The 26,009-nt window shown below is 46.6% G+C and carries 20 protein-coding genes; 15 read left to right on the forward strand and 5 right to left on the reverse strand.

Annotation, left to right across the window (positions count from 1 at the left end; all coding sequences use genetic code 11):
• Positions 1-39: 39 nt before the first annotated feature.
• Together IFU39_RS21185 and IFU39_RS21190 are read right to left on the reverse strand one after the other, a co-directional pair.
• Complete coding sequence (locus IFU39_RS21185) at positions 40-1,104, reverse strand: phosphodiester glycosidase family protein (RefSeq protein WP_192134701.1); 1,065 nt, start codon at positions 1,102-1,104, stop codon at positions 40-42.
• On the reverse strand, positions 1,101-1,511 hold the full coding sequence (locus IFU39_RS21190; protein ID WP_091014659.1) for a uroporphyrinogen-III C-methyltransferase: 411 nt from the start codon (positions 1,509-1,511) through the stop codon (positions 1,101-1,103). The genes IFU39_RS21185 and IFU39_RS21190 overlap by 4 nt, the downstream gene beginning before the upstream one ends.
• Before the next feature lie 439 nt (positions 1,512-1,950).
• Between IFU39_RS21190 and IFU39_RS21195 the strand changes: the two genes are divergently transcribed.
• The 3 genes from IFU39_RS21195 to IFU39_RS21205 all read left to right on the forward strand — a co-directional run bounded on the left by IFU39_RS21195 (position 1,951) and on the right by IFU39_RS21205 (position 4,785).
• On the forward strand, positions 1,951-2,607 hold the full coding sequence (locus tag IFU39_RS21195; protein WP_091014657.1) for a response regulator transcription factor: 657 nt from the start codon (positions 1,951-1,953) through the stop codon (positions 2,605-2,607).
• Between the two features lie 136 nt (positions 2,608-2,743).
• Complete coding sequence (locus tag IFU39_RS21200; protein ID WP_036610015.1) at positions 2,744-3,967, forward strand: aminotransferase-like domain-containing protein; 1,224 nt, start codon at positions 2,744-2,746, stop codon at positions 3,965-3,967.
• Positions 3,968-4,158: 191 nt separating this feature from the next.
• Positions 4,159-4,785, forward strand: coding sequence for an FMN-dependent NADH-azoreductase (locus IFU39_RS21205; protein ID WP_091014655.1), 627 nt, complete (start codon positions 4,159-4,161; stop codon positions 4,783-4,785).
• Between the two features lie 113 nt (positions 4,786-4,898).
• Here IFU39_RS21205 and IFU39_RS21210 read toward each other — a convergent pair whose 3' ends face one another.
• Entirely contained in the window at positions 4,899-5,744 is an 846-nt protein-coding gene (locus IFU39_RS21210) for a DUF2161 domain-containing phosphodiesterase (protein WP_192134703.1), read from the reverse strand.
• Between the two features lie 361 nt (positions 5,745-6,105).
• Between IFU39_RS21210 and IFU39_RS21215 the strand changes: the two genes are divergently transcribed.
• From IFU39_RS21215 to IFU39_RS21235, 5 genes are all read left to right on the forward strand, one after another.
• Complete coding sequence (locus tag IFU39_RS21215) at positions 6,106-8,001, forward strand: PrkA family serine protein kinase (protein WP_036610009.1); 1,896 nt, start codon at positions 6,106-6,108, stop codon at positions 7,999-8,001.
• Between the two features lie 244 nt (positions 8,002-8,245).
• Positions 8,246-9,253 (forward strand): globin-coupled sensor protein, encoded by a 1,008-nt coding sequence (locus tag IFU39_RS21220; protein WP_091014650.1) that lies wholly within the window; start codon positions 8,246-8,248, stop codon positions 9,251-9,253.
• Between the two features lie 129 nt (positions 9,254-9,382).
• Positions 9,383-10,387, forward strand: coding sequence for a LacI family DNA-binding transcriptional regulator (locus IFU39_RS21225; protein ID WP_091014649.1), 1,005 nt, complete (start codon positions 9,383-9,385; stop codon positions 10,385-10,387).
• Positions 10,388-10,660: 273 nt separating this feature from the next.
• A complete protein-coding gene (locus IFU39_RS21230; protein ID WP_192134705.1) occupies positions 10,661-13,483 on the forward strand; it encodes an endo-1,4-beta-xylanase in 2,823 nt (940 codons plus the stop codon).
• Between the two features lie 265 nt (positions 13,484-13,748).
• Positions 13,749-16,229: an EAL domain-containing protein gene (locus IFU39_RS21235; protein ID WP_192134707.1), complete on the forward strand. Its 2,481-nt coding sequence runs from the start codon at positions 13,749-13,751 to the stop codon at positions 16,227-16,229.
• 136 nt (positions 16,230-16,365) lie between these two features.
• Here the strand turns inward: IFU39_RS21235 and IFU39_RS21240 are convergent, their stop codons facing one another.
• Both IFU39_RS21240 and yhbH read right to left on the reverse strand, forming a co-directional pair.
• Complete coding sequence (locus IFU39_RS21240) at positions 16,366-17,802, reverse strand: SpoVR family protein (protein WP_192134708.1); 1,437 nt, start codon at positions 17,800-17,802, stop codon at positions 16,366-16,368.
• Positions 17,799-18,968, reverse strand: a complete 1,170-nt coding sequence (gene yhbH, locus IFU39_RS21245; RefSeq protein ID WP_036609998.1) for a sporulation protein YhbH — start codon at positions 18,966-18,968, stop codon at positions 17,799-17,801. The genes IFU39_RS21240 and yhbH overlap by 4 nt, the downstream gene beginning before the upstream one ends.
• A 310-nt stretch (positions 18,969-19,278) precedes the next feature.
• On the opposite strand from yhbH, the gene IFU39_RS21250 reads away from it, so the two are divergent.
• The 7 genes from IFU39_RS21250 (at position 19,279) to IFU39_RS21280 (ending at position 26,006) form a co-directional block, all read left to right on the forward strand.
• Entirely contained in the window at positions 19,279-20,613 is a 1,335-nt protein-coding gene (locus IFU39_RS21250) for an MFS transporter (RefSeq protein WP_192134710.1), read from the forward strand.
• Between the two features lie 423 nt (positions 20,614-21,036).
• Positions 21,037-22,305, forward strand: coding sequence for a sulfotransferase family protein (locus IFU39_RS21255; protein WP_105598019.1), 1,269 nt, complete (start codon positions 21,037-21,039; stop codon positions 22,303-22,305).
• The gene (locus IFU39_RS21260) at positions 22,302-24,233 is read left to right on the forward strand and encodes an asparagine synthase-related protein (protein ID WP_091014639.1); all 1,932 of its coding nucleotides are present in this window, start codon (positions 22,302-22,304) and stop codon (positions 24,231-24,233) included. The genes IFU39_RS21255 and IFU39_RS21260 overlap by 4 nt, the downstream gene beginning before the upstream one ends.
• A 65-nt stretch (positions 24,234-24,298) precedes the next feature.
• Positions 24,299-24,433: a paeninodin family lasso peptide gene (locus tag IFU39_RS21265; protein ID WP_105598020.1), complete on the forward strand. Its 135-nt coding sequence runs from the start codon at positions 24,299-24,301 to the stop codon at positions 24,431-24,433.
• 53 nt (positions 24,434-24,486) lie between these two features.
• Positions 24,487-24,624, forward strand: a complete 138-nt coding sequence (locus IFU39_RS21270; RefSeq protein ID WP_174806426.1) for a paeninodin family lasso peptide — start codon at positions 24,487-24,489, stop codon at positions 24,622-24,624.
• A 138-nt stretch (positions 24,625-24,762) separates the two neighbouring features.
• Positions 24,763-25,710, forward strand: a complete 948-nt coding sequence (locus IFU39_RS21275; RefSeq protein ID WP_192134712.1) for an aldolase — start codon at positions 24,763-24,765, stop codon at positions 25,708-25,710.
• Positions 25,707-26,006, forward strand: coding sequence for a lasso peptide biosynthesis PqqD family chaperone (locus IFU39_RS21280; protein ID WP_017689560.1), 300 nt, complete (start codon positions 25,707-25,709; stop codon positions 26,004-26,006). Before IFU39_RS21275 ends, IFU39_RS21280 begins: the two co-directional genes overlap by 4 nt.
• Positions 26,007-26,009 lie beyond the last annotated feature (3 nt).

Raw genomic sequence — 26,009 nt, forward strand, 5'->3', positions numbered from 1 at the left:
TTATAACCATTATAGGTAGAAAAGAAATGCTTCACCCTATTATTTGTAAAATAAAAAGTGTGTGGGCACCGGTCTGAGGTTGCCATCTGAAGGGTTATTCACAACCCGATTATTCAGAATAAGCGAGGATGATCCGCCGCCATCCAGATTATAGGCGTCGATCACCCCAAGCTTGTACAACCGCCCTTGCAGCTCTTCAAGGGTAGCACCGGAACTTCCGCCCTCATTATATCCGTCAACTACAATAATCAATAACTGATCATCCTTATAATTGCCAATGACTGTACGTGGTGCTCGTTTGGGTGATACTTTCCATTTGGCAGGAATTGTGGTTTTACGCCCATTCTTTAGCAGCACCGGAACAAACGTAGCCCCAAATTGCGGTTGCAGGCGATCCAGTGAGTTTTTGTCGAAGAACTTGCCTCCGACCAGTTTGCCGGTATCGTTAAGTCCTACAAAAAACAGATCTTTGAAACTGGCCTGGAAACCGTTCACGTACTTCCCGTCCATGACGGTTGTGCTAAGTGGATAACGTTTGCCGCCACTGTCAGCAAATCCACCTGCGTTAATTCCGGCAATTGCACCGTTACGCTTCACAGCCTGCATGGTCGTCTCAGAACGCCCAGGTTCACTGTCTAGAGCCATCTGCATGGCTGTAGGGTCTTTTAGCTTGATCTTCATGGCATAGCCCTTATAGCTGCCAGGATTCACTCTGTACATTTCAATCGTTAGCCGGTCACTGTCTACCCGTTCAAATGGAACGCCAAGCTTGGATGAAATCCGTTTGTTGTAAATCGTTTCCGGACGATCCGCCTGGGCAGAAGCCTTCTGCACAAGTGTAGACATCGTACTTGTTGTTTTATTATAGAGCTGTGTCGTTCTTTTAATAGAAGAAGAAGTCTGGACAGCAGCATCTTTTGCCCCCGCAAGCTCTTGGCTAATTGCTTGGGTCCGGGGTGTAATCGTATCCTTTGACAGTTCGGTCGGCGTCAAACCTCCGGGTTCAAGTGGAGGACGAAGCAGCAGCAGGCATATTATCAATCCAACAAAAGGAGCGAGTGCAAGCATAAAAAAACGATTAACCTGTTTGACGGGTGTAATCATTTGAGCAGGTCCATCTTTTTCTGGAGTGTCTCCAGTTGTTTTTTGACTTCGCTCAGCTGGGTATACAGTTTGTTGCTGTTATCCGTTTTGTCACTTGCATTATCCTTGGTGAAAGTCAGCAATTCATTAAAGGATTGAACCTGTCCCTGCAGGTTTTCTACTTCCTTTGATATCGTTGTTAGCTGATTTTCGTAGTCGGTTTTTAGCGCTGCGATCTGCTGCTGATTATGGGCTTGAAGCTGATTAATCATCTGTTGCTGGAGATGGTTACTATAATAGTAGGTTCCAACGACTCCTAGTGCAATGAGAACAATCCACATTACCAGAAACAGCTTGATTGAAGATCCAGCCTTGCCTTTGGCGCTCCGGGTGTGATGGATGTCAGAGGACGGGGCAGATGGTTTCATATCATCACTCCTGGTCATTAATAGGTACAAAAAAATTTCCAGTCCTCATTCTATCATGCCCCTATTGATTACGCAAAAATGAAATTCTTTACTTAATAGAGTAAAAAGAGATTGCATCGGAAGGAAGTCCTAGGATACAATTTCTTATAGATGCAATAAGTAGGAACTTTGGGCAGGTTTTTCGACTTTTTTAGATAGAAATGCAGGAAGTTTATACTATATTTTGACCTTTCCGGGGATGGGAAGATGGACGTTATGGTGTTTTTATAACAAAATACAGTGAAAATAGAGCTTTTTTATCGGCTGCCTCCTGTATTTTTCTGTTTTTCGACATAATCCGACCTATGCTTCTTCTATACTCGGATTGTCGCATAGACGATGAAATCATCATGGCAGAATTTAAAAGTTATTTGTCCAATACATAACAGGGGGAACAACAATGAAAAAAGTATGGCAGGTGGTCATCATAGATATCCACCCCACCAGCATGCTCGGTACAAAATTGATTTTGGAAGAGCAGCAAGATCTGACGGTACGTGGCATGACTTCGACCGGAACAGAAGGGCTCGATCTGGTGAATATTCACCAGCCTGATCTGATTCTGATGGATTATCGTCTTCCAGAGGGACAGGCAGATCAATATATTGCCCAGATGAAGAATCTGTCACCTCACAGTCACATCATCATTCTGACGGATGAAGACAATGTGAAGCTGTTTCGTCATCTGATGAGTCTTGGTGCAAGCGGCATGTTATCCAAACAGGCTTCCCCTAGCCAGCTGATTCATCTGATCTCTGGGTTACGTGAGGGCCATGTGTCCATTCCATTGGCGTGGTTAAACAGTGCGGAGTGGGCGCAACCTGTGGAATCTCCGACAGAATCACGTGTCATTGAATTAACAGAAACCGAAACTTTTATCATGGAAAGAATTGTTCAGGGTGTAACCTATGATAAAATAGCGAATGAGATCAACGTTAGCAGACGTTCCATTGATAATTACCTGCGTAAAATATACGTGAAGCTGGAAGTAAGCAGTAGAGCGCAGGCCATTGAACGTTATGCCTTGCACGCAAGACAAGTGAAGACGGGATCCTGACGAAACAGGTTTGTTCTTCCCATGATCACAACAGTTCGGTATGCATCCGGTCATATTCGATGGCGAGCAGGAATAGGTTGTAGGGCTGCGGACTGCGAGTACAGTTTCGGAATAGGGATGAAAGGGGAACGGATCGATGAAATATTTCTTTGCTTCCCGTACCAACAGGCTTTTGTCGTCACCACTGAGGGATATACGTGAGATGTCTGGCAGGGATTATTTCATTTCTCTGGCAGAAGAATTGCCTGCGGAGGAGTTGTTTCCTTTCAAATTGTTGGAAGAAGCAGCGGTGTCTGTCTTTAGTTCAGGCCCCTCCGCATTGCAATATGGAGAGCCAGCAGGCTACACACCCCTAAGAGAGTGGTTGAACAAAGACTGGAATGCACGCAAAGGCATACGAACGGTACCCGAGCAGATTCTGTTGACCACTGGTACCCAGCAGGCCATCGATCTGGTGATGCGTCTATTGCTTGAGCCAGGAGATTCTGTACTGGTTGAACATCCCACATCTCCAGGCTGTCTTGAGGTTTTGGAGATGCAAGGAGCCAAGATTGTGCCCGTAATGGGTGATCGGGACGGCATACTGCCAGACCTTTTGGAGCATCACATGCAGCAGGTTAGACCGAAGCTGCTTTTTGCTGCACCCAGTTTCTCAAATCCGACCGGTGCTTTGTGGAGTATGGAGCGGCGGGAGGCTGTCCTTGAGCTGTGTTCGCGCTATGGTGTACTGCTTGTGGAAGATGATTCTTACGGAGAGCTCCATTTCGATGGCCTTGAGCCAACGGAATTCTATCGTAAATATCCTTCACTCTTTGCACTGGATACTGCCGATCAGGGTGGACATGTTCTCTACATTGGTTCATTCAGCAAAACAGTAGCGCCCGCTCTTCGAACCGGATGGGCCGCTGGACATCCTGCGCTGATTCAGGCAATGGCCTCGGTTAAACGAATTGCAGATGGTCAGTCCAGTCCGATGAATCAGCGGCTGTTGTATCAATTGCTTGCTCATTCCCCTTTTCGTTGGAGTGATCACTTATCCATGTTGAATCGGGAGTACAAGACAAGGCTCAAGCTGATGCTTGAACTGTTGAAAAGACCGGGCTGGAAAGGGTGTCAGTACAACATTCCAGAGGGCGGAATGTATCTATGGGTACAGTTGCCGGAAGGATTGGATAGTGGCGCTTTGCTTAAAGCGGCTTTGCCCAAAGGTGTATCTTTTCTTCCTGGATCACTATGCTCCACAGGTGTACAGGATCAACGTTACATCCGATTGAACTTTAGCCATCCGGGCAGGGATGAATTGCTTCTTGGCATGAACCTGATTAGTGAAGCCATTTCCGAATTTACGGCTCGTAGCTAAGTCAGATCAAAAATAGATTTTGTAGCAAAAATAAAAATTGGTTCATGACCAAAGTGATTACGTTATTGCATCCACTAACATTTTTATATATAATATGAATTAATGAGTTGTTGGTTTCTTTATATAAGCTACAATGGTGGCCAGTTCAGGAAAAGCACTCATATATTTTATCTAACGGGGGAAAATTCAACATGTCTAATATTTTATTTGTTAAAGCAAATGACCGTCCTGCAGATCAAGCAGTCAGCGTTAAATTGTACGATGCATTCTTGAGCGCATACAAAGAGTCCCACCCAGGTGACACAGTTACTGAGTTGGATCTCTACAATACAGAATTCCCATTCTATGGTAACACTGCTATCACAGGTACTTACAAAGCAGCTAACGGTTTTGAACTGACAGCTGACGAGCAAAAAGCAGCTGCACTTGCAACACAATTGCAAGATCAATTCCTGGCAGCTGACAAAGTTGTATTTGCATTCCCACTGTGGAACTTCACTGTTCCAGCTCCATTGGTAAACTACATTGCTTACCTGAGCCAAGCTGGTAAAACATTCAAATACACTGCTGAAGGTCCTGTAGGACTTGCTGGCGACAAAAAAGTAGCTTTGCTTAACGCACGTGGTGGCGTTTATTCCGAAGGCCCAATGGCAGCTGCTGAAATGTCCCTGAACTTCCTGAAAACAGTTCTCGGCTTGTGGGGCATTCAAAACCCTGAAGTAGTTATCGTTGAAGGACATAATGCTTCTGCAGATCGTGCTGAAGAAATCGTTACTGCAGGTCTGAAATTGGCTTCCGAAGTAGCAGTAAAATTCTAATAACAATCTTCTATATAGAACACATCAAAACACCTGTAGTCTCCAGTGGAGATTACAGGTGTTTTTTTTGCATTCTCATTTTTTTCACATCCGTTACTTCAGATGATTCCAGTTTAGATCCTGCCTGTATTTTTTAAGTAAAACTCCGCTGATTCAGCAATGTGTGCAAGGTCGTCCTTATTTTCACCAGATACAGAATACGTTACATCGAGTTCATTAATGGTTCGTTCAATCATATCATTATCCTCAAGCATGTGTGCATGCTCGGTTAACGCCTGTACTCCCTTAATTGTCAGAATATACTTTCCACGGGAGAGGCGTTCAAACCAGCCATAATAGTTTTTTTGCAGAATAGCTGCTGCAGACCCTACGCCTGTCTGTCTGGCAAGGTTGGCCGGAGAGGCTTCTCCGTTTGTCCGCAGAGCGGATGCGACACGTAAAGCCTTCTCACGATATGCTGTGACCAGCTGTCTGCGTGTGCTGCCTCCCGTATTGTAGTCTCCACTGCGTTCGTCGAATTCCTTGAGCAATCGTTTCCGTCGAACGCCGCTTTTGCGGGCAACTTGATTGGCGCTAGTAGGGGGCGTCTGGGCGGAAGGTTCGCACAGTACATCAATCAGGGGAGCTTTGGTTTTGTAAAATGTGACAGTCAGCAGCCCCAGACCAAGTTGTCTGCATAGTGCAGCCAGTTCGCTCCAGCGCTGGTTCACAGCTCCGCGTTTACTGCGATTGCGCTCGACGGCCAGATACACGAACGGGCTAAGCTTCAAGCGCTGCATACCCTGTAACAACAGGGAGAGGTTAAATGTTTTTTTCATCTCCACAATGAGTGGTTCGTCCTGGTCCGATCTGACCCCTACGAGGTCACAATGTCTGACTTCCGCTTTGACGTCGAAGCCACGCTGCTCGAAGAAAGCCTTCACAGGCGAATATAATTCGGTTTCGTATTTTACTGCCATCGTCCGTGCTCCTTTCCAGAAGTGGCCTGTCTCTGACCAGGTGTTGTCCGTTATCCTGAATTTAGAACCCTCATTATATCATATTCGTTCTTTTTTTTCTGAAGGCACAAGATGTCTGATAGAACAGGGAAAAGCCAAAATTCGAAGCGGTTGATTGAAAAAAAGAGGTCAACTTATCCGAATTGCCGCATAGGTATGTAATACACTTTTCACAACAAAACAAGACGTTTGGACAGAGGGTGGCGGGACTACACAGGACCGCAAGATTGGTATTCAAGCAGGAGCCGCAATTCTATTGATTTCTTCATACCATTCGGAATGGTTGACAATCACACTAAAGGAGCCATGGGAGGTACCAAGCATGAATATTTTTGAACGCGTTGCGGAACATCGGGCAGAGAGTGACCGTTTGACATGGAACGGAACATTTGAAGATTATATTGCACTGCTGAGAGAGGACCCGACTCCGGCAATGACGGCTCACGCCAGAGTGTATGAGATGATTGAATCGTTTGGCGTGGAAGAAGTAGGTGGGCATAAGCGGTACAAGTTTTTTGAACAGGAGATCTTTGGACTGGATCGTTCGATTGAAAAGCTGGTTGAAGAATACTTCCACTCGGCTGCACGTCGTCTGGATGTACGTAAACGGATTTTGCTCCTGATGGGTCCCGTAAGTGGAGGGAAATCGACGCTGGTGACGCTGCTGAAGCGGGGGCTTGAACAGTTCTCGCGGACAGAGAAAGGTGCCATATACGCCATTGATGGATGCCCGATGCATGAGGAACCGCTGCATCTGATTCCACTGGAGCTTCGTCCTGAAGTGGAAAAGGAAATTGGAGTCCGTATTGAGGGTAACCTTTGCCCATCCTGCCAGATGAGACTGCGTACCGAATACGGTGGTGATATCAGCAAGGTGCCGGTGGAACGGGTCATTGTTTCCGAAGATAATCGCGTGGGAATAGGAACGTTCAGTCCATCCGATCCGAAATCACAGGATATTGCCGATCTGACGGGGAGTATCGACTTCTCCACCATTACCGAGTTTGGTTCCGAATCCGATCCACGTGCCTATCGTTTTGATGGGGAGTTGAACAAGGCAAACCGTGGACTGATGGAGTTCCAGGAGATGTTGAAATGTGATGAGAAATTCCTCTGGAATCTACTGTCGCTCACGCAGGAAGGGAACTTCAAAGCAGGACGTTTCGCCTTAATCAGTGCGGATGAAATGATTGTGGCGCATACGAATGAATCGGAGTATAAGTCTTTTATCTCCAACAAGAAGAATGAAGCACTGCAATCCCGGATGATTGTCATGCCGATTCCGTACAATCTGAAAGTGTCCGAGGAAGAGAAAATCTATGCCAAGCTCATTCAGCAAAGTGACATGAAGCATGTTCATATTGCACCGCATGCACTGCGGACTGCAGCCATTTTTTCCATACTTACCCGCTTGAAGGAAACGAAAAAACAAGGCATGGATCTCGTTAAAAAGATGCGCATGTATGATGGTGAAGAAGTGGAAGGATACAAAGAAGCCGATCTTCGGGAGATGCAAAATGAGTATTTGGATGAAGGAATGTCCGGCATTGATCCACGGTATGTCATTAACCGGATCTCCAGTGCTTTGATCAAGCAAAATCTTCAGTGCATTAACGCGCTGGACATTCTGCGGGCGATCAAGGATGGTCTGGACCAGCATGCCTCGATCACGAAGGAAGAGCGGGAGCGTTATCTGAACTTTATCGCTCTTGCACGCAAGGAGTATGATGAATTGGCCAAGAAGGAAGTGCAGAAAGCATTTGTGTACTCATTCGAGGAATCCGCAAGAACATTATTCGAGAATTACCTCGATAACATCGAAGCATTCTGCAACTGGTCCAAGATTCGTGACCCGCTCACGGATGAAGAGATGGACCCGGATGAGCGTCTGATGCGATCCATTGAGGAACAGATCGGGATCTCCGAGAATGCAAAGAAAGCGTTCAGAGAAGAGATTCTGATCCGAATCTCGGCATACTCCCGCAAGGAGCGCAAGTTCGAATACAGCAGCCATGACCGTTTGCGTGAAGCGATTGAGAAGAAGTTGTTCACCGATCTGAAAGACATCGTCAAGATCACAACCTCAACCAAAACACCGGATGCAACACAATTGAAACGTATGAATGAAGTCATTAAACGCTTAATTGAGGAACATGGATATACCGCAGCCAGCGCGAATGAACTGTTACGTTATGTGGGCAGTTTGCTTAATCGCTAATCGGCAACAAACCATTCCGGATCAGGCTCCTGATGTCTGCTGTGAGGCTCCTTCACAGCAGGGTCAGGGCCTTTTTAATTACATGAAGGTCCATATTAGTCTAAAAAGCTGACAAATAGGGTTAATTTTAAAGAGAATTAGTTCTAATGGTATATGTATATTTAGGTATTTTAGTCTATAATCAATACATATATTTACAATTTAAAGTAATTTAGTGTTTATTAAGGAGCTGACTGAACCAGATATGAGTAGTATTTCCGCAACAAGACAGAAGCAACTTGATTACATGGGATTAACCGCAGGGGATCTAAAACTGCTTGCCGATCATCGGCCTGTTTTTAAAAAAGTCGTTAATGAAGTAGTAGATCATTTCTACAATCATGTGGGAAATTATCCTGAATTGGTAGATCTGATCGCTCGATTCTCTACCATTGATCGTCTAAAAGAAACACAGAAGATGTACTGGTTATCGATGACAGATGGAATCGTGGACGACGCATATATTGAGCAACGGATTGCAATTGGGCTAGTGCATTCCCGTATTGGCCTGTCCGAAGATTATTATCTGGGTACCTATATGGTATACCTTGATATTGCAACGAGCATATTCCAACAGGTTATCCCTGATTCCTGGCATCTTGTTATTCAGGCGCTCAGCAAAATGTTTAATCTGGATTCACAGCTTGTCCTTGAGGCATATGAGAAGAAAGAAAAAGAAAAGTTACATCAGCTTGCCGATGACCAACAGCATACATTGCACGCGATTACGCAGATTACCCAAGAGCTTACAGGCATGATTAGTGAATTAAATGAGAGTGCAATGGCTATATCGAGTGTAGCCAAAGAAACAGCGGCTTCTCAGGATCAGGCCCAAGTTCTGCTCACCGAATTGACAGGGGAGATCCAGCAGATTGGAAAAATGGGTGAACTCATTCGCGAGATATCGGATCAGAGTCATCTTGTCGGTCTGAATGCAGCGATTGAAGCTGCTCATGCAGGAGAGTTCGGACGTGGCTTCGAAGTAGTCGCTAGTGAGGTGCGCAAGCTTGCAGCCAGTTCCCGGGATGCCCAGGGGAAGATTCAGTCTAATCTGGAGCAGATCATGAAGAAACTGAGCAGTGTGCAGCAGGAGTCGGATCATACGTCCAGAGGGGCACGTAGCCAAGCTTCACGCTCGGCTGAACTCGCTGTATTCGCAACAACAATGGAGAAACTGTCTCTGGATTTGAAGAATCTGGAACAGCAGGAATAGAGCTTAAAAGCATTAGGAACCTTCCATACCGTTTCAGGCTGTTTTAAGCTATAATGGGTAGACAAACCTGCCGATGTTATAGAAAATGCAGCCGGAGACAGGGGATTCGAAAGAGGTTGAGGTGATCAGATGGCTTCTATCCATGATGTAGCCAAGGAAGCGGGAGTATCTGTTGCAACCGTTTCCAAAGTAATAAACGATTATCCTGATGTAAGTGAAAAAACACGCAAAAAAGTCAATATAGCCATCGAATTATTGAAATATCAACCCAATGTGGTCGCACGTGGACTTGTCAAACGCCGTTCATGGACGGTGGGAGTGCTGTTAACAGTTCCGTTTACGAACCCTTTTGTGTCGGAGTTGCTGGAAGGGATCAAGACAGCGCTGGAGAACAGTGGATATGACCTGGTCCGGTTGTCTACTCGATTCGATGATCCGGCGTACTCGTTTATCAAACATTGCCGCAGTCGTAATGTGGATGGCGTTGTGGTATTCGGGGAAGGCAGAGAAAACGCGAGTATTCAGGAACTGGTGGATGCAGAAATTCCAACGATGTTTGTTGATACGGACATGTTGGGCAAACGTGCTGGTTACATTACTACGGATAACGCGAACGGGATCTCGATGGGTGTCAAACATCTGCATGAGCTTGGGCACCGCAAAATTGCCTATATCTCAGGGACACTTGGACCTGCAGTAGCCAATCTGCGATTGGAAGGATATCGGGAAGGGCTGCGAGAATGCGGCATCCCATATTCTACGGTATATCTGGAAGTCTGCGATTACTCATTCGACGGGGGGAGCAAGGCTGCCCGGAGATTGCTGGCACTTCAGGACCAACCAACGGGAATTGTCTGTGCTTCAGACATGTCTGCCTTTGGTGCGATTCATGAAATTGAAAAGCATGGACTGAGTGTACCAGAAGATATCTCGGTTGTCGGGTTCGATAACACGTATTATGCTGAGGTATTCAAACCGGGGTTGACCACGGTGAATCAGAATATCTATTCTATTGGCATTAAGTCCATCGAATATCTGATTGCCATGATCGAGAATCCATCTTATTCTCCTCCTGTGGTGACGGAACCTTCCAATCTGGTCGTCCGTCAGACGACAGCACCCTTAAAATCCTAAAAATGTAAATAGTAAAGATGTTTACGCGAAGCACAGCTAATAAGCTGTGCTTTTTGTCGTTCTATATCTAACTTGGAAACATATGGTTAATGGAGTGATGCAAGTCCTATAGTTTAACGGGTAAACAAAGTTTACTGGCAATCGTATAATGAAAGTGCTTACAATTTTCTGTCCATTAGCATCTATCCATCCTGAATAACGATCTTGTAAAAGGCTGGCACATGGCAGAGCAAAGGTTATTCTTCACAAACAACGAACCAAGGAGGAGATCGGATGCATTTGAGAAAATGGTGGAGCTTGTGCTTGTCGGCTGTATTGATCTTCAGTTTGTTCCCAAGTGTGGGAACAGGAGGGACACGTGCTGCGGCTGCGGACGTTAAGACTGGCGATGATGGAGTACTGTTCGAGGCTAATTTTGAAGATGGTGTGTTGGGACAATGGCGTCCACGTGCGAGTGAAAAGCTTGATATCGTAGCGCAAGCAGGTCACGACAGTACACGCAGCCTGAGAACCTCTTCCCGTACCGAAACGTTCCATGGACCCTTAATTGAAGTCATAGACCATGTACAGAAGGGCAGCACGGTTCATATTTCGTTTTGGGCCATGTACGATGAAGGACCGGACAGTCAGGTCATCAACGGTTCACTGGAGAAAGAGTACAATAACGACGCTTCAAGTCGAGAATATGCTACGTTTGCCTCTGCAACTCTGAACAAGGGACAGTGGAAAAAAATCGAGGCAGATGTGGTGATCCCTGGAGAAAATAGCGGCATCACCGGATTCCGCATGTATGCAGAGACACCTTGGAAGACGTCAGCGGAAGTGACGCCGGCGGATACGATTACTTTTTACGTGGATGATGTACTGATCACGGAAGCCGAAAAAATTGAAATAGAGCCGAACATTCCGAATCTAGTGGATGTTGTGGGACAACACTATGCAATGGGAGCGGCAATCGACCAGTCTGCACTGGATGCGGAAGATCCGCATTCCCAACTGTTGACGAAACATTTTAATAGTATTACAGCTGGAAACTTTATGAAAATGGATGCGATGCAACCTCAGGAAGGACAGTTTGTCTGGTCAGAGACAGATCGCCTGGTGAAGTTTGCCGAAGCAAATGATATGGAAATCAGAGGTCATACGCTGTTATGGCATAGTCAGGTGCCGGACTGGTTCTTTACCGATCCGAATGATGCTTCCAAACCTGCCACGCGGGAACAGTTGCTTGCACGGATGAAAACCCATATTCAAACCATCGTTACCCGGTACAAAGGAAAGGTTCATACATGGGATGTCGTCAATGAAGTCATCGCGGACGGAGGCGGCTTGCGGAATGAGGCCAGTAATTCCAAGTGGAGAGATATTATTGGGGATGTAGATGGCGACGGAGATGACAGTGATTACATTGAGCTGGCTTTCCGATATGCACGTGAGGCTGACCCTGATGCTGTACTGGTTATTAATGACTATGGAATGGAGGGCAATGGAAACAAGGTGAATGATATGGTGAAGCTTGTAGAGAAGCTGCTTGCCAAAGGAACACCGATTGATGCGGTTGGATTCCAGATGCATGTGTCGATGTACGGACCGGATGTAAAGCTCATTCGTGAGGCTTTTGAGAAAGTGATTGCTCTTGGTGTGAATGTACAGGTTACGGAGCTGGACGTTTCGATCTATTCAAGTAATTCTGAACTGGAGATGCCTGTCACAGATGAATTAATGTTGCAACAAGCTTACCGTTATCGTGAACTGTTCGACCTGTTTGACGAGTTGGGAAAACGCGGCGTAATGGACAGTGTTACCGTTTGGGGACTTGCGGATGATGGTACATGGCTTGACAACCATCCAGTTAAAGGACGCAAAGATGCACCATTGTTGTTTGATCGTAAATTGAAAGCAAAACCGGCCTATTGGGCACTGGTGGATGCTACCACTCTTCCGATCTATCGTAATGAATGGACAGCATTGAAGGCCAGCCCTTCTTTCCCGAATCACAAAGGACAGGAAGATATTCTTTGGGGTGCTGTGAAAGGACTCGAAATTAATCACCTGGCAGATGGTACATCTGCGGTTACGGGTGAGGCTCGTATGATGTGGGATGCGAAAAAGGTGAATTTACGAGTGGAAGTGAAGGACACCACACGTCGCAAAGGGGATCAGGTGCAGGTTTTCCTCGCGGAAGAAGTCAAGGGGACAGGCGCTGCAACTGCTGAAGCTGATCTGTCAGCCAAGAAGAAAAATCCGCCGTCTGCAAATGGTCAATATACATTTAAACGGGATGGCGGTAAAGGCAAAGATAAAAATACTTACAACGTACAGGAGACAAAAACCGGTTATGTTGTATACGCATCACTGCCTATGTCAGCTGCTTTACTTACCGAAGGCCAGGTCTTGTCTCTGGATTTTCGGATTACGGATGAATATGCTGCTGGAAAGACAGCGACCATTGTTTGGAATGATATTTCCAATCAACAGCCCGACAAACCAGCCAACCGGGGCAAACTGAAGCTCGGTTCTGTCTTGAAACAAACCAAGGTCACTTATGGCAAACCTGTAATTGATGCGAAAAAGGATAACGTCTGGAAAAAGGCTGCATCTGTTAAAACGGATGTCTGGGTGGTCGGAAACTCCGGTGCAACGGTGACTGCACAACTGTTATGGGATGAGAAATACCTGTACGTATTGGCAGATGTGAAAGATCCTTTGCGAAGCAAATTAAGCTCTAATGCACATGAGCAGGATTCGATCGAGATTTTTATCGACCCGAGCAAAGATCAGACAACATTTTATCAGGAGGATGACGCCCAGTACCGGGTCAATTTTGATAATGAGACTTCTTTTGGAGGAAATGCACGGAAAGAAAGTTTCAAATCAGCTACCCGATTAACAAGCGGAGGGTATACAGTTGAAGTGGCAATCCCACTAGATAGCGTTCGTGCTGAAGAGCAAAGATGGATTGGGTTTGATCTTCAAGTTAATGATGATGGCGCGGGAGATGGCAAGCGAAGCAGTGTGTCCATCTGGAGCGATTCATCAGGTAATTCTTATCAAGATACTTCCGGTTTTGGCAGTCTGTTACTGACTCGTAAATAGAATATTTAGTTGCGAATTAGAATATGAGAATGTTAGCTATTCAAGATTGTATATCTGGAAATAAGTGTTGATTTTAAAGGCTGGGACGTTTAGACTATATACATTCAAATAAACGGGTTCCAATGTATGATAACGGCTTCAACTAAGTCTGTTGTCACGAGTCAAATGATGCGGAGGGAGTGCCTGTCATCCAGACAGCGCACTCGCTTCTTTTTTACATTTTTGCATACATACGAAGCATTTCCCGGTTGAAAGGACAGAGTGAGTGGAGCACCTACATGGTACGTACAACTTAGAACTTGTTATTTTATCCTATATTATTGCATCGTTAGCTTCGTACGCAGCCCTTGACCTTGCAGGCCGTGTAAGTCAGGCTAGCGGAATGGCGCGGAATGTATGGCTTACCTGCGGTGCATTCTCAATGGGGCTGGGAATCTGGTCCATGCATTTCGTAGGTATGCTGGCTTTTGTTCTGCCTACGCAAGTCTCCTATTCTACCGGTAAGGTTGTTTTATCTGTTCTACTCGCTATTGTTGCATCGGGGGTGGCCTTGAACATTGCGGGTAGACAAACGGGCAGGATAAGCAAGCTGATGATTGCTGGAGTACTGATGACAGCAGGGATCAGCTCGATGCATTATGTGGGAATGGCAGCGATGTCAACTCCGGTTACGTATGAACCAGGCAGAGTGGTATTATCCATTCTGATTGCAGCACTTGCTTCCTTTGCGGCATTGTGGCTCATGTTTTACTTCCGTTATCATCAATCAAGACATACCTGGGTTTACAAGATGGGCAGCGGTCTCATTATGGGTATTGGAATCTCTGGCATGCATTATACCGGGATGTCAGCCGCACATTTCCATCATTCACATGGCTCGATGGTAAGTTCAGGGATGCAGATTGAGCCAGGCATTCTCGCCTATTTGATCGCATCGGGCACATTTATTGCTTTGGGCTTGACGTTGTTCGGCATATTTATCAATCAGCGAATGTCACAGAAAGATCGACGGATTCATGAGAATGAGCAATGGTATCAGGCCCTGTATCATAACCATTCGGATGCCATTATTTCAGTGGACAAGGAAGGTATTGTCAAAGGTATTAATGCTGCGGTAACAACAATCACCGGTTATCCTGAAACAAGGGTCATGGATCGCTCCATTGATGAAATTGTTCAGCAGATCGATATAGAATGGATCAGTGAATTCGATTCAATCGATTGGGATGATCATAAGCTGGAGCAGGCGCATTATATGGCTAAGATGAGAGATATACAGGGTGAACTTCTGGATCTTAGTATTGTTGTGGTTCCTGTAGTCATTGATGGTAACCATGTGGGAAGCCACATTCTGATCAAGGATATTACGGAGGAGAAACAGGCTCAGGAGAAGATTCGTCACCAAGCTTTGCATGATCCGTTGACGGGGTTGCCCAATCGGCGCAAGTTGGATGATGTGCTGGCTTGTACGATTAACGATTCAGCAGAAAAAGGGAATTCTTTTGCGGTTATGGTGATGGATATAGATCGTTTCAAGATGATTAATGACTCGTTGGGACACTCCATTGGAGATGTATTTCTAAGAGAAGTCAGCAACCGGATCATGAAAGCCATAGAATCTTCGGATCCCTTAGCTATGGAGAATGTCATGCTGGCCCGGATGGGCGGGGACGAGTTCACACTCGTTGTGACCCAGGATCAAGCGACAGAAGTAAGAGTGGCAGAACTTGCAAAACAGATTGTTGAAGCCATTCAGTTACCTTATCGACTGAAGGAGAATGATTTTTACGTAACCGCCAGCATTGGAATTGCGATGTACCCGGATCATGGAGTTGGCGTGGATGCTTTGCTGAAACATGCGGACTCCGCCATGTATGAAGTGAAGAAAAACGGTAAAAATGGTTTCCAATTCTACACTGCCCAACTGGATTCGGAACTATATGAACGCATTGAGCTGGAGGGTTATCTTCGTAAAGCGTTGGAACGCGATGAGATGGTCCTGTACTATCAACCACAGATTCGTACCGAGGATAGCCGCATGATTGGTGTGGAGGCTCTTATACGTTGGAACCATCCACTCAAAGGACTGCTCGCACCCAATGTGTTCATTCCGCTTGCAGAAGAGACAGGTATGATCTATGAGATTGGCAAATGGACGCTGCGCGAAGCATGCAGGCAGATGAAGCTCTGGCATGCCAGCGGTGGGCCGCTCATTCCGGTATCGGTAAACTTGTCCAGCCAGCAGTTCCATCAATCGAATTTGGTAGAACAGGTCAAGAACGCACTCTTGGAGACAGGGCTGGAGGCACGGTACCTGGAGCTGGAGATTACAGAGAGCATGATGATGGATGCCACGGTCTCTACGGCAATTCTGAATGAACTTAACGCACTGGGTGTCAAGATCAGCCTGGATGATTTCGGGACGGGATACAGTTCACTGAGTTATCTGAAGCATTTCCCGATTCACAAGCTCAAGATTGATCGTTCGTTTGTGACGGACATTACAGAGAGTCACAGCGATCAAGCCATTGTGGCGACCATTATATCGATGGCACAGAATCTCAAGATGGAAGTCATTGCGGAAGGCATTGAGACGAAAGGCCAACTGGATATTCTGATGCAGAATGATTGCCGGGAGATTCAGGGATATTATTTCAGTCGCCCACTGCCGGCAAGTGAAGTGGAGCATGATTTTTTTGTACCGCTGCGATTGCAGGGGAATGGTGCACCACCGGTACCATCCTAATTTTATGTATGCCAAGCGGCAAGTCCCCGTGTATGTCGGGAGCTTGCCGCTTTTTTTGTTTTTTTATGGTATGTCGCCATTCTTCATACGTGATACGAAGGTTCTCTTTTTTAAAAAGGAAAGGATTGTTGGAACCTCACATAAACTTGCGGTGGTGTTTCTTGCCATCATACGTAAACCAGATCGGTTTATCCTCGACACGTGTCTCCACATGTACGGTACGTCCCCAGAGGCGATACAGATAAGGCAGGGTGCGTTCCATATATTTCAGATCCAACTCAATGCCTTCATATTGATGTTTCAGCACGAGTTCCCCTGTCCGCAGATAATCGGCATCCTGTACAACCAGATAGGGTGATCCCCCGTTGACACGTGAAAATACGAGCTGATCCCGTATGTTTTCCCAGGACTTGTCGGTGATTTTCCAGTCCGGTCCTTTTTTCTCAAATACGTAGAGGTCCAGATCCTCGGTTAATTGCTTGGTCATGTAGTTGCGGATAAAGGAGGTATCGGAATCGAACTCACGCACCTCGAACATTTTGGCACGACCTTGACCGGGTTTACGGCCCCAACGATCCTGTTCTTCCCGGGTTGGGTTATCCCAGCGCCGTTCAATATCCTCGAAAATCTTCAGTCCCAGATAATACGGATTCAGACTTTGTTTGGATGGCTGCACCACGGAGGAGTTAAGTTTGGCAAATTCGATCGTATCCTCACTGTTCAGATCGAGCTCACGTATAATGCGTTGATGCCAGTAGGATGCCCAGCCTTCATTCATGATTTTCGTTTCCATCTGTGGCCAGAAATAAAGCATCTCTTCACGCATCATACTCATGATATCCCGCTGCCAGTCGGTCAACACTTCCGAGAATTCCTGAATAAACCACATGACATCCTTCTCCGGTTCAGGGGGAAAGTGATGGACCTGTATGCCTTCGGCCGGTTTTTCTTCGGTCTTCACATCATCAAGCGACCATAAATCATCATAGCGGCCTTCCGGCTTGGGTGCTTTCTCACCGCGCTGCTCCCGCATTTTCATCTCCATATAACGTTGTTTGTCCAAATGGCGGGGTTTAATCAGCTGTGGGTCCACATGTTCCTGAATTGCGATCACGGCATCGATAAAGGCTTCAACCGCTTCCGTTCCGTACTCCATCTCATAATTGCTGATCCGATCCGCCGTAGCAGCCATACTTTCGACCATATTACGGTTGGATTTGGAGAAGCGGGCATTGTTTTTGAAAAAATCGCAGTGTGCCAGGACGTGGGCTACGATCAATTTGTTCTGAATCAGGGAATTGCCATCCAGCAGGAAGGCATAACAAGGGTTGGAATTGATGACAAGCTCATAAATTTTGCTGAGCCCAAAATCGTACTGCATTTTCATCTTATGAAATGTTTTACCAAAGCTCCAGTGACTGAATCTGGTAGGCATGCCGTAGGCTCCAAATGTATAAATAATATCCGATGGGCAGATTTCGTACCGCATGGGGTAATAGTCCAGACCAAAACCATTGGCAATCTCCATAATCTCGGCAATAGCGTATTCTAGGTCGCGGATCTCATCTGTCATCTAACGCTGCCTCCTTCCCGTTTCTGGAAAAAGCTGCGCAAAGCTTTGTACACTTCGCCTTTTTCTTTGATCACATAATACATGAACTGATCCATTTTGATATGACGATAAGCCGACATCAGTGTACTGCTGCGGTTGTACTGATTCACTTCGCCGTATCCAAACATATTGCTACGCTTCATTAACTCCCCGATCAGCTTCACACACCGTTCGTTATCCGAGGTCAGATTATCCCCATCAGAGAAGTGGAAGGGGTAGATGTTGTAGCTGGAAGGTGGATATCGGCTGTCAATAATATCCAGCGCCTTCATATATACAGAGGAGCAAATCGTACCTCCGCTCTCGCCACGGGTAAAGAATTCTTCTTCGGTAACTTCCTTGGCTTCTGTATGATGGGCGAGGAAAACAATCTCAACTTTCTCATACTGACGGCGTAGAAAACGGGTCATCCAGAAGAAAAAGCTGCGCGCGCAGTATTTCTCAAAAGAACCCATGGACCCGGATGTATCCATCATGGCAATGATAACGGCATTGGATTGTGGAATGATTTTGTCTTCCCATGTCTTGTAGCGCAGGTCATCCGGACTGATGTGATGGATACCTGGCGTACCGGTCGTTGCATTGCGACGCAGATTCTCCAAAATGGTACGTTTCTTGTCAATATTGGACTGCATGCCTTTTTTGCGAATATCGTTGAATACCACCGTATGTGTCTCAATCAGGTCTTTGTCTTTCTGCTTCAGATCGGGTAATTCCAGCTCAGCGAAGAGCATATCTTCCAATTCCTCAATACTCACTTCGGCTTCCACAATATCATGACCAGGCTGATCGCCAGCTTTTTCGCCTTTGCCGGGTTTCTGAGAAGCAGAGGGATCACGACCGATGACGTCTCCGACCTGACTGTCACCGTCTCCTTGACCAACATGTTTTTGCTTCTGGTAGTTATACACAAAACGGTACTCATCCAGACTGCGGATTGGTACCTTGATGATTTGTTTTCCATCAGACATGATGATGTTTTCTTCCGTAATCAGATCAGGCAGATTCTGTTTGATGACATCTTTCACCTTTTGCTGATGGCGTTGTTGGTCCTGGTACCCTTTGCGGTGAAGCGACCAATCTTCCTTCGACACGACGAACGAGTAAGGCTGGTGTGAATTTGACATGTAGGCACCCCCATTGATTACGCGGCACAGTTTGGCCTGTCGGTAATTAAGTATATTCACGGGCGAGGACGATATGTGATGAGAGTGGATATAAAATGATACAATTACGCAAGTTCACCTCAGAGGTAAGGTGAGTCGTAAGAACAGAATTGCTCCATTTTTTACAGAAACAGTGAACAAGTGTGATATCCTTCCTATACAATAGGAGAAGTACATCTACTCCATTTCTAGCTTCATTCCTTTTCTCGATACTGAAAACCAGATTTCATGAACACGATCCAATAGAGATGCATGTAAAGGAAGGATTCATGTGAATAAAAAGGCGATCAAGGCTTGGATTATGTATGATTGGGCCAATTCGGCTTATGCGACAACTGTACTGGCGGCAGTACTGCCCGTATTCTATGCTTCGGTGGCTGCCGCAACGCTGGATACGGATACCGCGGCTTCCTATCTGGCCTATACCCATTCCATTGGCATGTTGTTCGTAGCTCTGCTAACACCGTTGCTAGGCACACTGGCTGATTTGTCAGGACGGAAAGGCGACTTCCTGCGTGTATTTGCAATTATAGGCGTCCTTGCTACATTGGGATTCAGCGCAATCGGTGAAGGGGACTGGTTCCTTGCTTCCGCGTTGCTGGTCATATCTACGATCGGTTTTGCAGGTGGTAACACCTTTTACGATGCAATGCTGCCGGATCTGGTACCCGTGGAACGAAGGGACATGATATCCTCCAAAGGTTATGCCTATGGTTATATTGGAGGAGGTTTGTTGCTTGCGGTGAACCTGCTGATGATTCAGCAACCGGGCTGGTTCGGGATGAGCAGTACACTGGCAGGCACAAGACTTGCGTTTATCTCCGTCTCGTTGTGGTGGTTGCTGTTCTCCATACCGATCTTTCGCCATGCTCCGAGACGGCCTGCTTCACCGGACATGCCCGGCTCGTGGAGAAGGTATACTGCGGTGGGCGTGCGCAGACTGCGGCAGACCTTTCGTCAGATGCGGCGTTTTCCCCAGTTAATCCGCATGCTGGTGGCTTTCTGGTTTTTTAATGACGGTATTAATACCATCATTCTGATGGCTACCATCTATGGAACAAGTATAGGCATAGGCACAGCCGACCTGATGCTCGCGCTACTGTTAACCCAGTTCATCGGTTTCCCATGCACTTTGTTACTGGGAGCGTGGGCACAGCGTTGGGGAGCAAAGCAGGTATTAATCGTTAGCTTATCGGTCTACATATGTATTGTGATTCTAGGTTATTTCATGACACAAGCGATCCACTTCTATGTACTCGCCGGGTTGGTTGGTGTCGTGCAGGGTGTGAGTCAATCCACAGCGCGTTCCCTGTTTAGCAATCTGATGCCGGCAGGCAGAACAGGAGAGTATTTTGGTTTTGTGAATATTACAGGCAAATTCTCTGCGATCTTTGGTCCATTTGTGTTTGGTTATGTTGGGCAGATCACGGGTTCCACGCGTTGGGGTATTCTGTCGCTCATCTTCTTTTTCGTCGCGGGAATTGCTGTATTGTTAACCGTGAAGGTACAGAAGGGGATGCAGGATGCTACACAGGCAGATCAGGAAGAAGAGCGAAATGGGAGTGTTGGAGCTCCTGGGAAAAGTTCAAATGTAAGGTTTACCTGATGGTTGTTCACCCGGTTTCATATTAAGTTTCTCAACGGATTACGTATGGCTTCAGGCATTGTTCCTCACAGAACATGTCTGGAGCTTATTCGCGTTTGTGCAATCAGAACATAATTGATCATGAATAAGTGCTTAAATGACAGACAACAGAATACAGTGAAAGAGTATGAATTTATGAAAAGGTGAAAATAAAAGATTGACATGATACATTTTGTATCATAGAGTAAAACTATAAATACATATTGTATCTGAGAGTTGTCGAATGTAACCAAGTGTTTTGCTTCATTCCCGGGTGAACTTTCGACGGAGTATTGCAAAACGCTGACCTATAGCGTGCATATTACTCGTTTTGCCAAACACAAAGGTAGAGTCTGGTCTATCCCAGCTACATATTTATACTAATGAACAGAGGAGAGGCTGCCATTGATCGATGCTCAAGGTAACGGACTTGTTTTCTTACTATGTGTTCCCCGCAGTGGTAGTTCCTTATCCACCGTCATGCTGCAAAATCATAGTCGTATATTTGCCACCCAGGAAATGTGGTTTCTGATGAATCTTGTCGATTTGAACAAAGCTGATTCACGTGCTTATGGTGGCAGCTCCATCATTCGTCAGTTCTACAATGCCATGGTATCTGAGGATGTCTTCGAAAAGGCGTGCAGAAGTTTTGCTCTTGAGATCTATAATGGATTCCTGGAAGGGAGCGGAGCAGACTTCATCGTTGATAAATCTCCACGATACTATTACATGCTGGAATGGCTGGATCGTCTGTTCCCTCAGTCCAAGCGCATTCATCTCCAGCGTAATCCTCTGGCCATAGCAGCATCATTCAAAAAGGTAAACCGCCACACAGGAGAAGGATTCGACCTGACTCATAGTCTGCAGAGCCCCAAATTAAATATGAAATCTGTAGATCTTACACTGGGTATGCTCCGCTTGAATGAGTATTTTGCCGAACCACATTCCAATGCATATGAATTGCAATATGAACGATTGGTTTCCAATCCTCAGGAAGAACTCGAGAAACTATGCGCGTTTCTGGGAATTCGATATGAACAGGGTATGGAGCAGTATGGACAGTTTCTGGACAGTGCCAAGTCTGACATGTTCTACAGTATGGGCGTGGGTGATCCATTCCTCTCTTCGCATCAAAAGGCACATCAGGGTTCTGTTAACAACTGGAAAAACATATTAGAACCGCATGAAGTTGAACTGTATTGCCGTGTGATGGGGGCAGATCTGTTCCACCGGATGGGATACAGTGAACAGCTGGCAGAAGCCGAACAATGGACGGGTGTACATTATGATGCAAGTCCGGATCAAGAGGTCATTGATCGAATCACGCATCAGTTGACAGCAGCGACAGGTTGCCAGTGGCAACCGCAATACCGAATGCAACCGGCAGATTCTGTCGTACATGATCCGCTTGGCAATCTTAATGACCAAGTTGTCGAGGAACCGGAAAAGATAGATCCCACACTGGCTGCACTGGCAACGATCAGACAGCTGCAAGCCGCATTACGGGCGGCGGATCATCGTCTTGAACGGGGTTACAGTGAGCGAGAACGCTTGAAAGTCCAGCTGGCTTCTGCTCAAAGCAAAATACAGCGTATCAAATCATGGGTACCATTTGGTCACCAGATCAGCGCCTGGGCTTCACAGCGCAAGATTCTACGGGGAGGCAAGTCATGAGCGCCATAGCAGGAATTGTACACAACGATGGTCAGCAGGCGCTATGGGAAGACAGCTGGCGTCTGTACGCAAGCCTGGGGCATGTCCCTGCGGATACAACAGGGGTGTGGAAAGGCAACGAGGCGTTCCTCAGCTGTCATGCCCAATGGATTACACCGGAATCGGTTAGCGAGAAGTTGCCTTTATATGATGAGGAAAGTGGTCTGACCATCACGGCAGATGCCATTCTGGATAACCGGGAACAACTGGCTGATCAACTACAGATATCCAGAGCTGAACTGGCAATGTTGGCGGATAGTGAACTGATCCTGCGTGCCTATCAACGCTGGGGAGACGATGTGGCTGTCCGATTGCTGGGGGATTTTGTATTCGCGATATGGGATGAGCGGAATCGAAAACTGTATGCAGCGAGAGACATTACAGGCATGAGAGCTTTTTATTACCGACATGATGGTTCACGTTTTGCTTTCTGCACACTCATGAATCCGTTGCTTGGGCTTGAAGGGGTACATAAAGAACTTGATGAGACTTGGCTGTCCGAATTCCTTGCCATTCCTGACATGCATGATTCAGCAGATATCAATTCGACCGTATATCGGGGAATAAGCCAACTGCCTTCTGCACATACACTTGTCTTTCGGGATGGGAGACTGGAACTGAAGCAATATCATCGCTGGAATGAAGTCGAACCTCTGAGGCTTAAATCCGATGGTGAGTATGTAGAAGCGTTTCGGGAGGTCTTTGGGCAGGCGGTTGGATCGCGATTGCGAACTCACAGGCAGGTGGCTGCTGCTTTAAGTGGCGGACTGGACTCGGGAGCCGTGGTTGGTTTTGCTTCCGGAACACTGAGAAGTCAGGGCAAACGGCTGCAGGCCTATAGTTATGTTCCCGTACCGGATTTCACAGATTATACGTCGAAAACGTTGCTCGCAGACGAACGGCCCTTCATACGTTCAACCATTAATCATGTCGGCAATATCACAGAGAACTACCTTGATTTTGAAGGCAGAAGTCCACTCAGTGAAGTAGATACCTGGCTCGACATTATGGAAATGCCCTATAAATACTTTGAAAATTCATTCTGGATTCGCGGATTCTATGAAAAAGCGAGCCAGCAAGATGCAGGCATCCTGCTCACAGGCGCACGTGGTAATTTCACGATCTCCTGGGGGCCGGCTCTGGATTATTACGCCAGTCTACTGAAAAGTGGCCGCTGGTATCGCTGGTTCCGTGAGATGCAGCAGTATAGTGAGCGGACCGGAATGCCCTTCTCCCGTATAGCTAAGATCACCGGGAAAAAGGCATATCCGGAGTGGTTCAAGGCTCAGTCCAAAGGAGCAAGCCAGGCCGCGTCCGTGCAGTTGATCCATCCTGATTTTGCTCAAAGAACAGGTGTACTGGAAAGACTCAAATCCATTATTGTTTTGCAGGGCGGTGCCCAGGCTGATGCACTCAAAGTACGTGCCGAGAAATTCAATAACCTGGCTATTGCGAACAAAAACGGTGCTGTAGCTACAAAATGTTCTCTGCGTTACCGCGCTTGGGAACGTGATCCGACAAGTGATGCCAGAGTCATCCGGTTCTGTTTGTCCGTTCCGATTGAACAATATGTGAAACAAGGGACGGATCGTTCATTGATTCGCCGGGCTACTTCACCGGAGTTGCCTGACAAGGTCAGATTGAATCAACGGGTACGGGGTGTGCAGCCTGCAGATTGGTTACATCGCATCATTCCGAATTGGGATGCCTTTACGGCTGAGTTACGTGCTTTGTGTTCTGACAGCAAGGTTGCTGGCATATTAAACACGGAGCGTATCAAGTCTGCCCTGGCCAATTTTCCGAGTCCAAGACCTGAACTTGCTTCGCATCCAGATCTGCGATTGATGATGCATAGTCTGATCGTCTATCGGTTCATTCGGAAATTCTGATATAGCCCGGTGAACTGTGGGCCCGGCTTTTCCTTACATTTGACTCATGATAGGAGGTGAATACGATGCAAAGGGAAAAAAAGGAATGGCAAGAACCAGCACTGGAAATATTGGAAGTCAACCAAACAATGGCGGGCACAGGTTACAAACATATTGACTGGGTTACGGTTCACGATGCGGATCTCTACGGAACTAGTTAGAAAGCTTTACCATATGCCATCATACTTAGAACTGCGAAAAGGAGGTGAATACGATGCAAATGGAAAAAAAGGAATGGCAAGCACCAGCTCTTGAAGTGTTGGAAGTCAATCAAACAATGGCCGGTACTGGCTACAGACAAATTGACTGGATCACGGTTCACGATGCGGATCTGTACGATCCAACTTCCTAAGTTATTTAGTTCCAAAATGTGTCATCATACTTAAAGGGCGGAAATGCAACAAATCCAGCTTTTCGCCTCCGCCCTTATATTGAGCAACATGAATATAAGGGCTTTTTTTACATTTTATTACGAAGGAGGCGTCGTTCATTGTTAGCTGTGCATTATGTGGCGTATGGTCTGCGCTGGTCGAGCCAAATTCGAATGCCTGAACTACAGATTGCACCCAAGGATGCGGAGACTGATTTTGATGTCGTGGATGTGCACATCGAGTCTTCAGATCTGACCCCATTGTGGGAGGATTGGGATGTAGGCAACGACAACTTTGTGGCACGGGATGGCAGCCTTTTTTTCAAAATCGAAGATGCAGGCCTGTTTCTAATGGAGCATGGAAAGCGTATCATTGTATCCCCTCAGCCTGGAGCGGACGAGAAAAAGGTCAGATTATTCATCCTGGGCACATGTATGGCTGTCATTATGATGCAGCGTGGTATTCTTCCATTGCATGGCAGTGCTGTGGTTATTGATGGCTGGGCTTACGCATTTGTCGGACATTCGGGGGCAGGAAAATCGACGTTGTCGGCTGCACTGGCATCACGTGGGTATCCGCTTCTCACCGATGATGTTGTCGCACTGACCTGGGATGCCGGGGGAAGAGCCATCGTATCACCTGGTTATCCGCAGCAGAAATTGTGGCAGCCCAGTCTGGATGGTTTCGGCATGAAGGAACAGGATTATGCCACGGTTCACGCAGAGATTACGAAGTATGCGATACCTGTTCAGCACTATTTTCATGAGATGGCCGTACCACTTGGTGGAATATTCGAACTTGCTCCCCAACCGGAAGAAAACCAAACATCTGTTCAACTGGTTGAAGTGACGGGGCTAGAACGACTGCATCTGTTATGCTCGCATACGTTCCGTGGTGGACTCGTTGCAAGACAGGGGCTGGCACAATGGTTGTTTGAGACGGCTTCAAGACTTTCAGCAAGTGTGGAGATTGGCAGATTGGTCAGAACGGGTGCTGAGTTTACAGCATTTGAGATGGTGGATCGGATCACAGATCATATACGTAAAGGAGTGCATACAGGACAATGACAGCGACTACGCCGATGAATGTGGAAGACCGGGTAACCCGGAAGGAAGGCAATCTGGTCAGTGATATGGGCAGTGAGAAAGTCATGATGAGCATTAGCTCTGGAAAATACTACAATCTGGGGAGTACCGGTGGACGAATCTGGGACCTGATCGCAGAAGAACGCACGCTGGGTGAAGTTGTTGAGGTACTTGCTGCGGAGTACGAGATTGAGCCAGATGTATGTCGTGAGCAGGTGGTGCAATTCCTGGAACATCTGTCCCGTGAAGGTTTAATCGACGTTACTCGCGGAGTGTAGAAT

Source organism: Paenibacillus sp. CFBP 13594, assembly GCF_014842675.1.
GTDB classification, from domain to species: Bacteria; Bacillota; Bacilli; order Paenibacillales; family Paenibacillaceae; genus Paenibacillus; species Paenibacillus amylolyticus_B.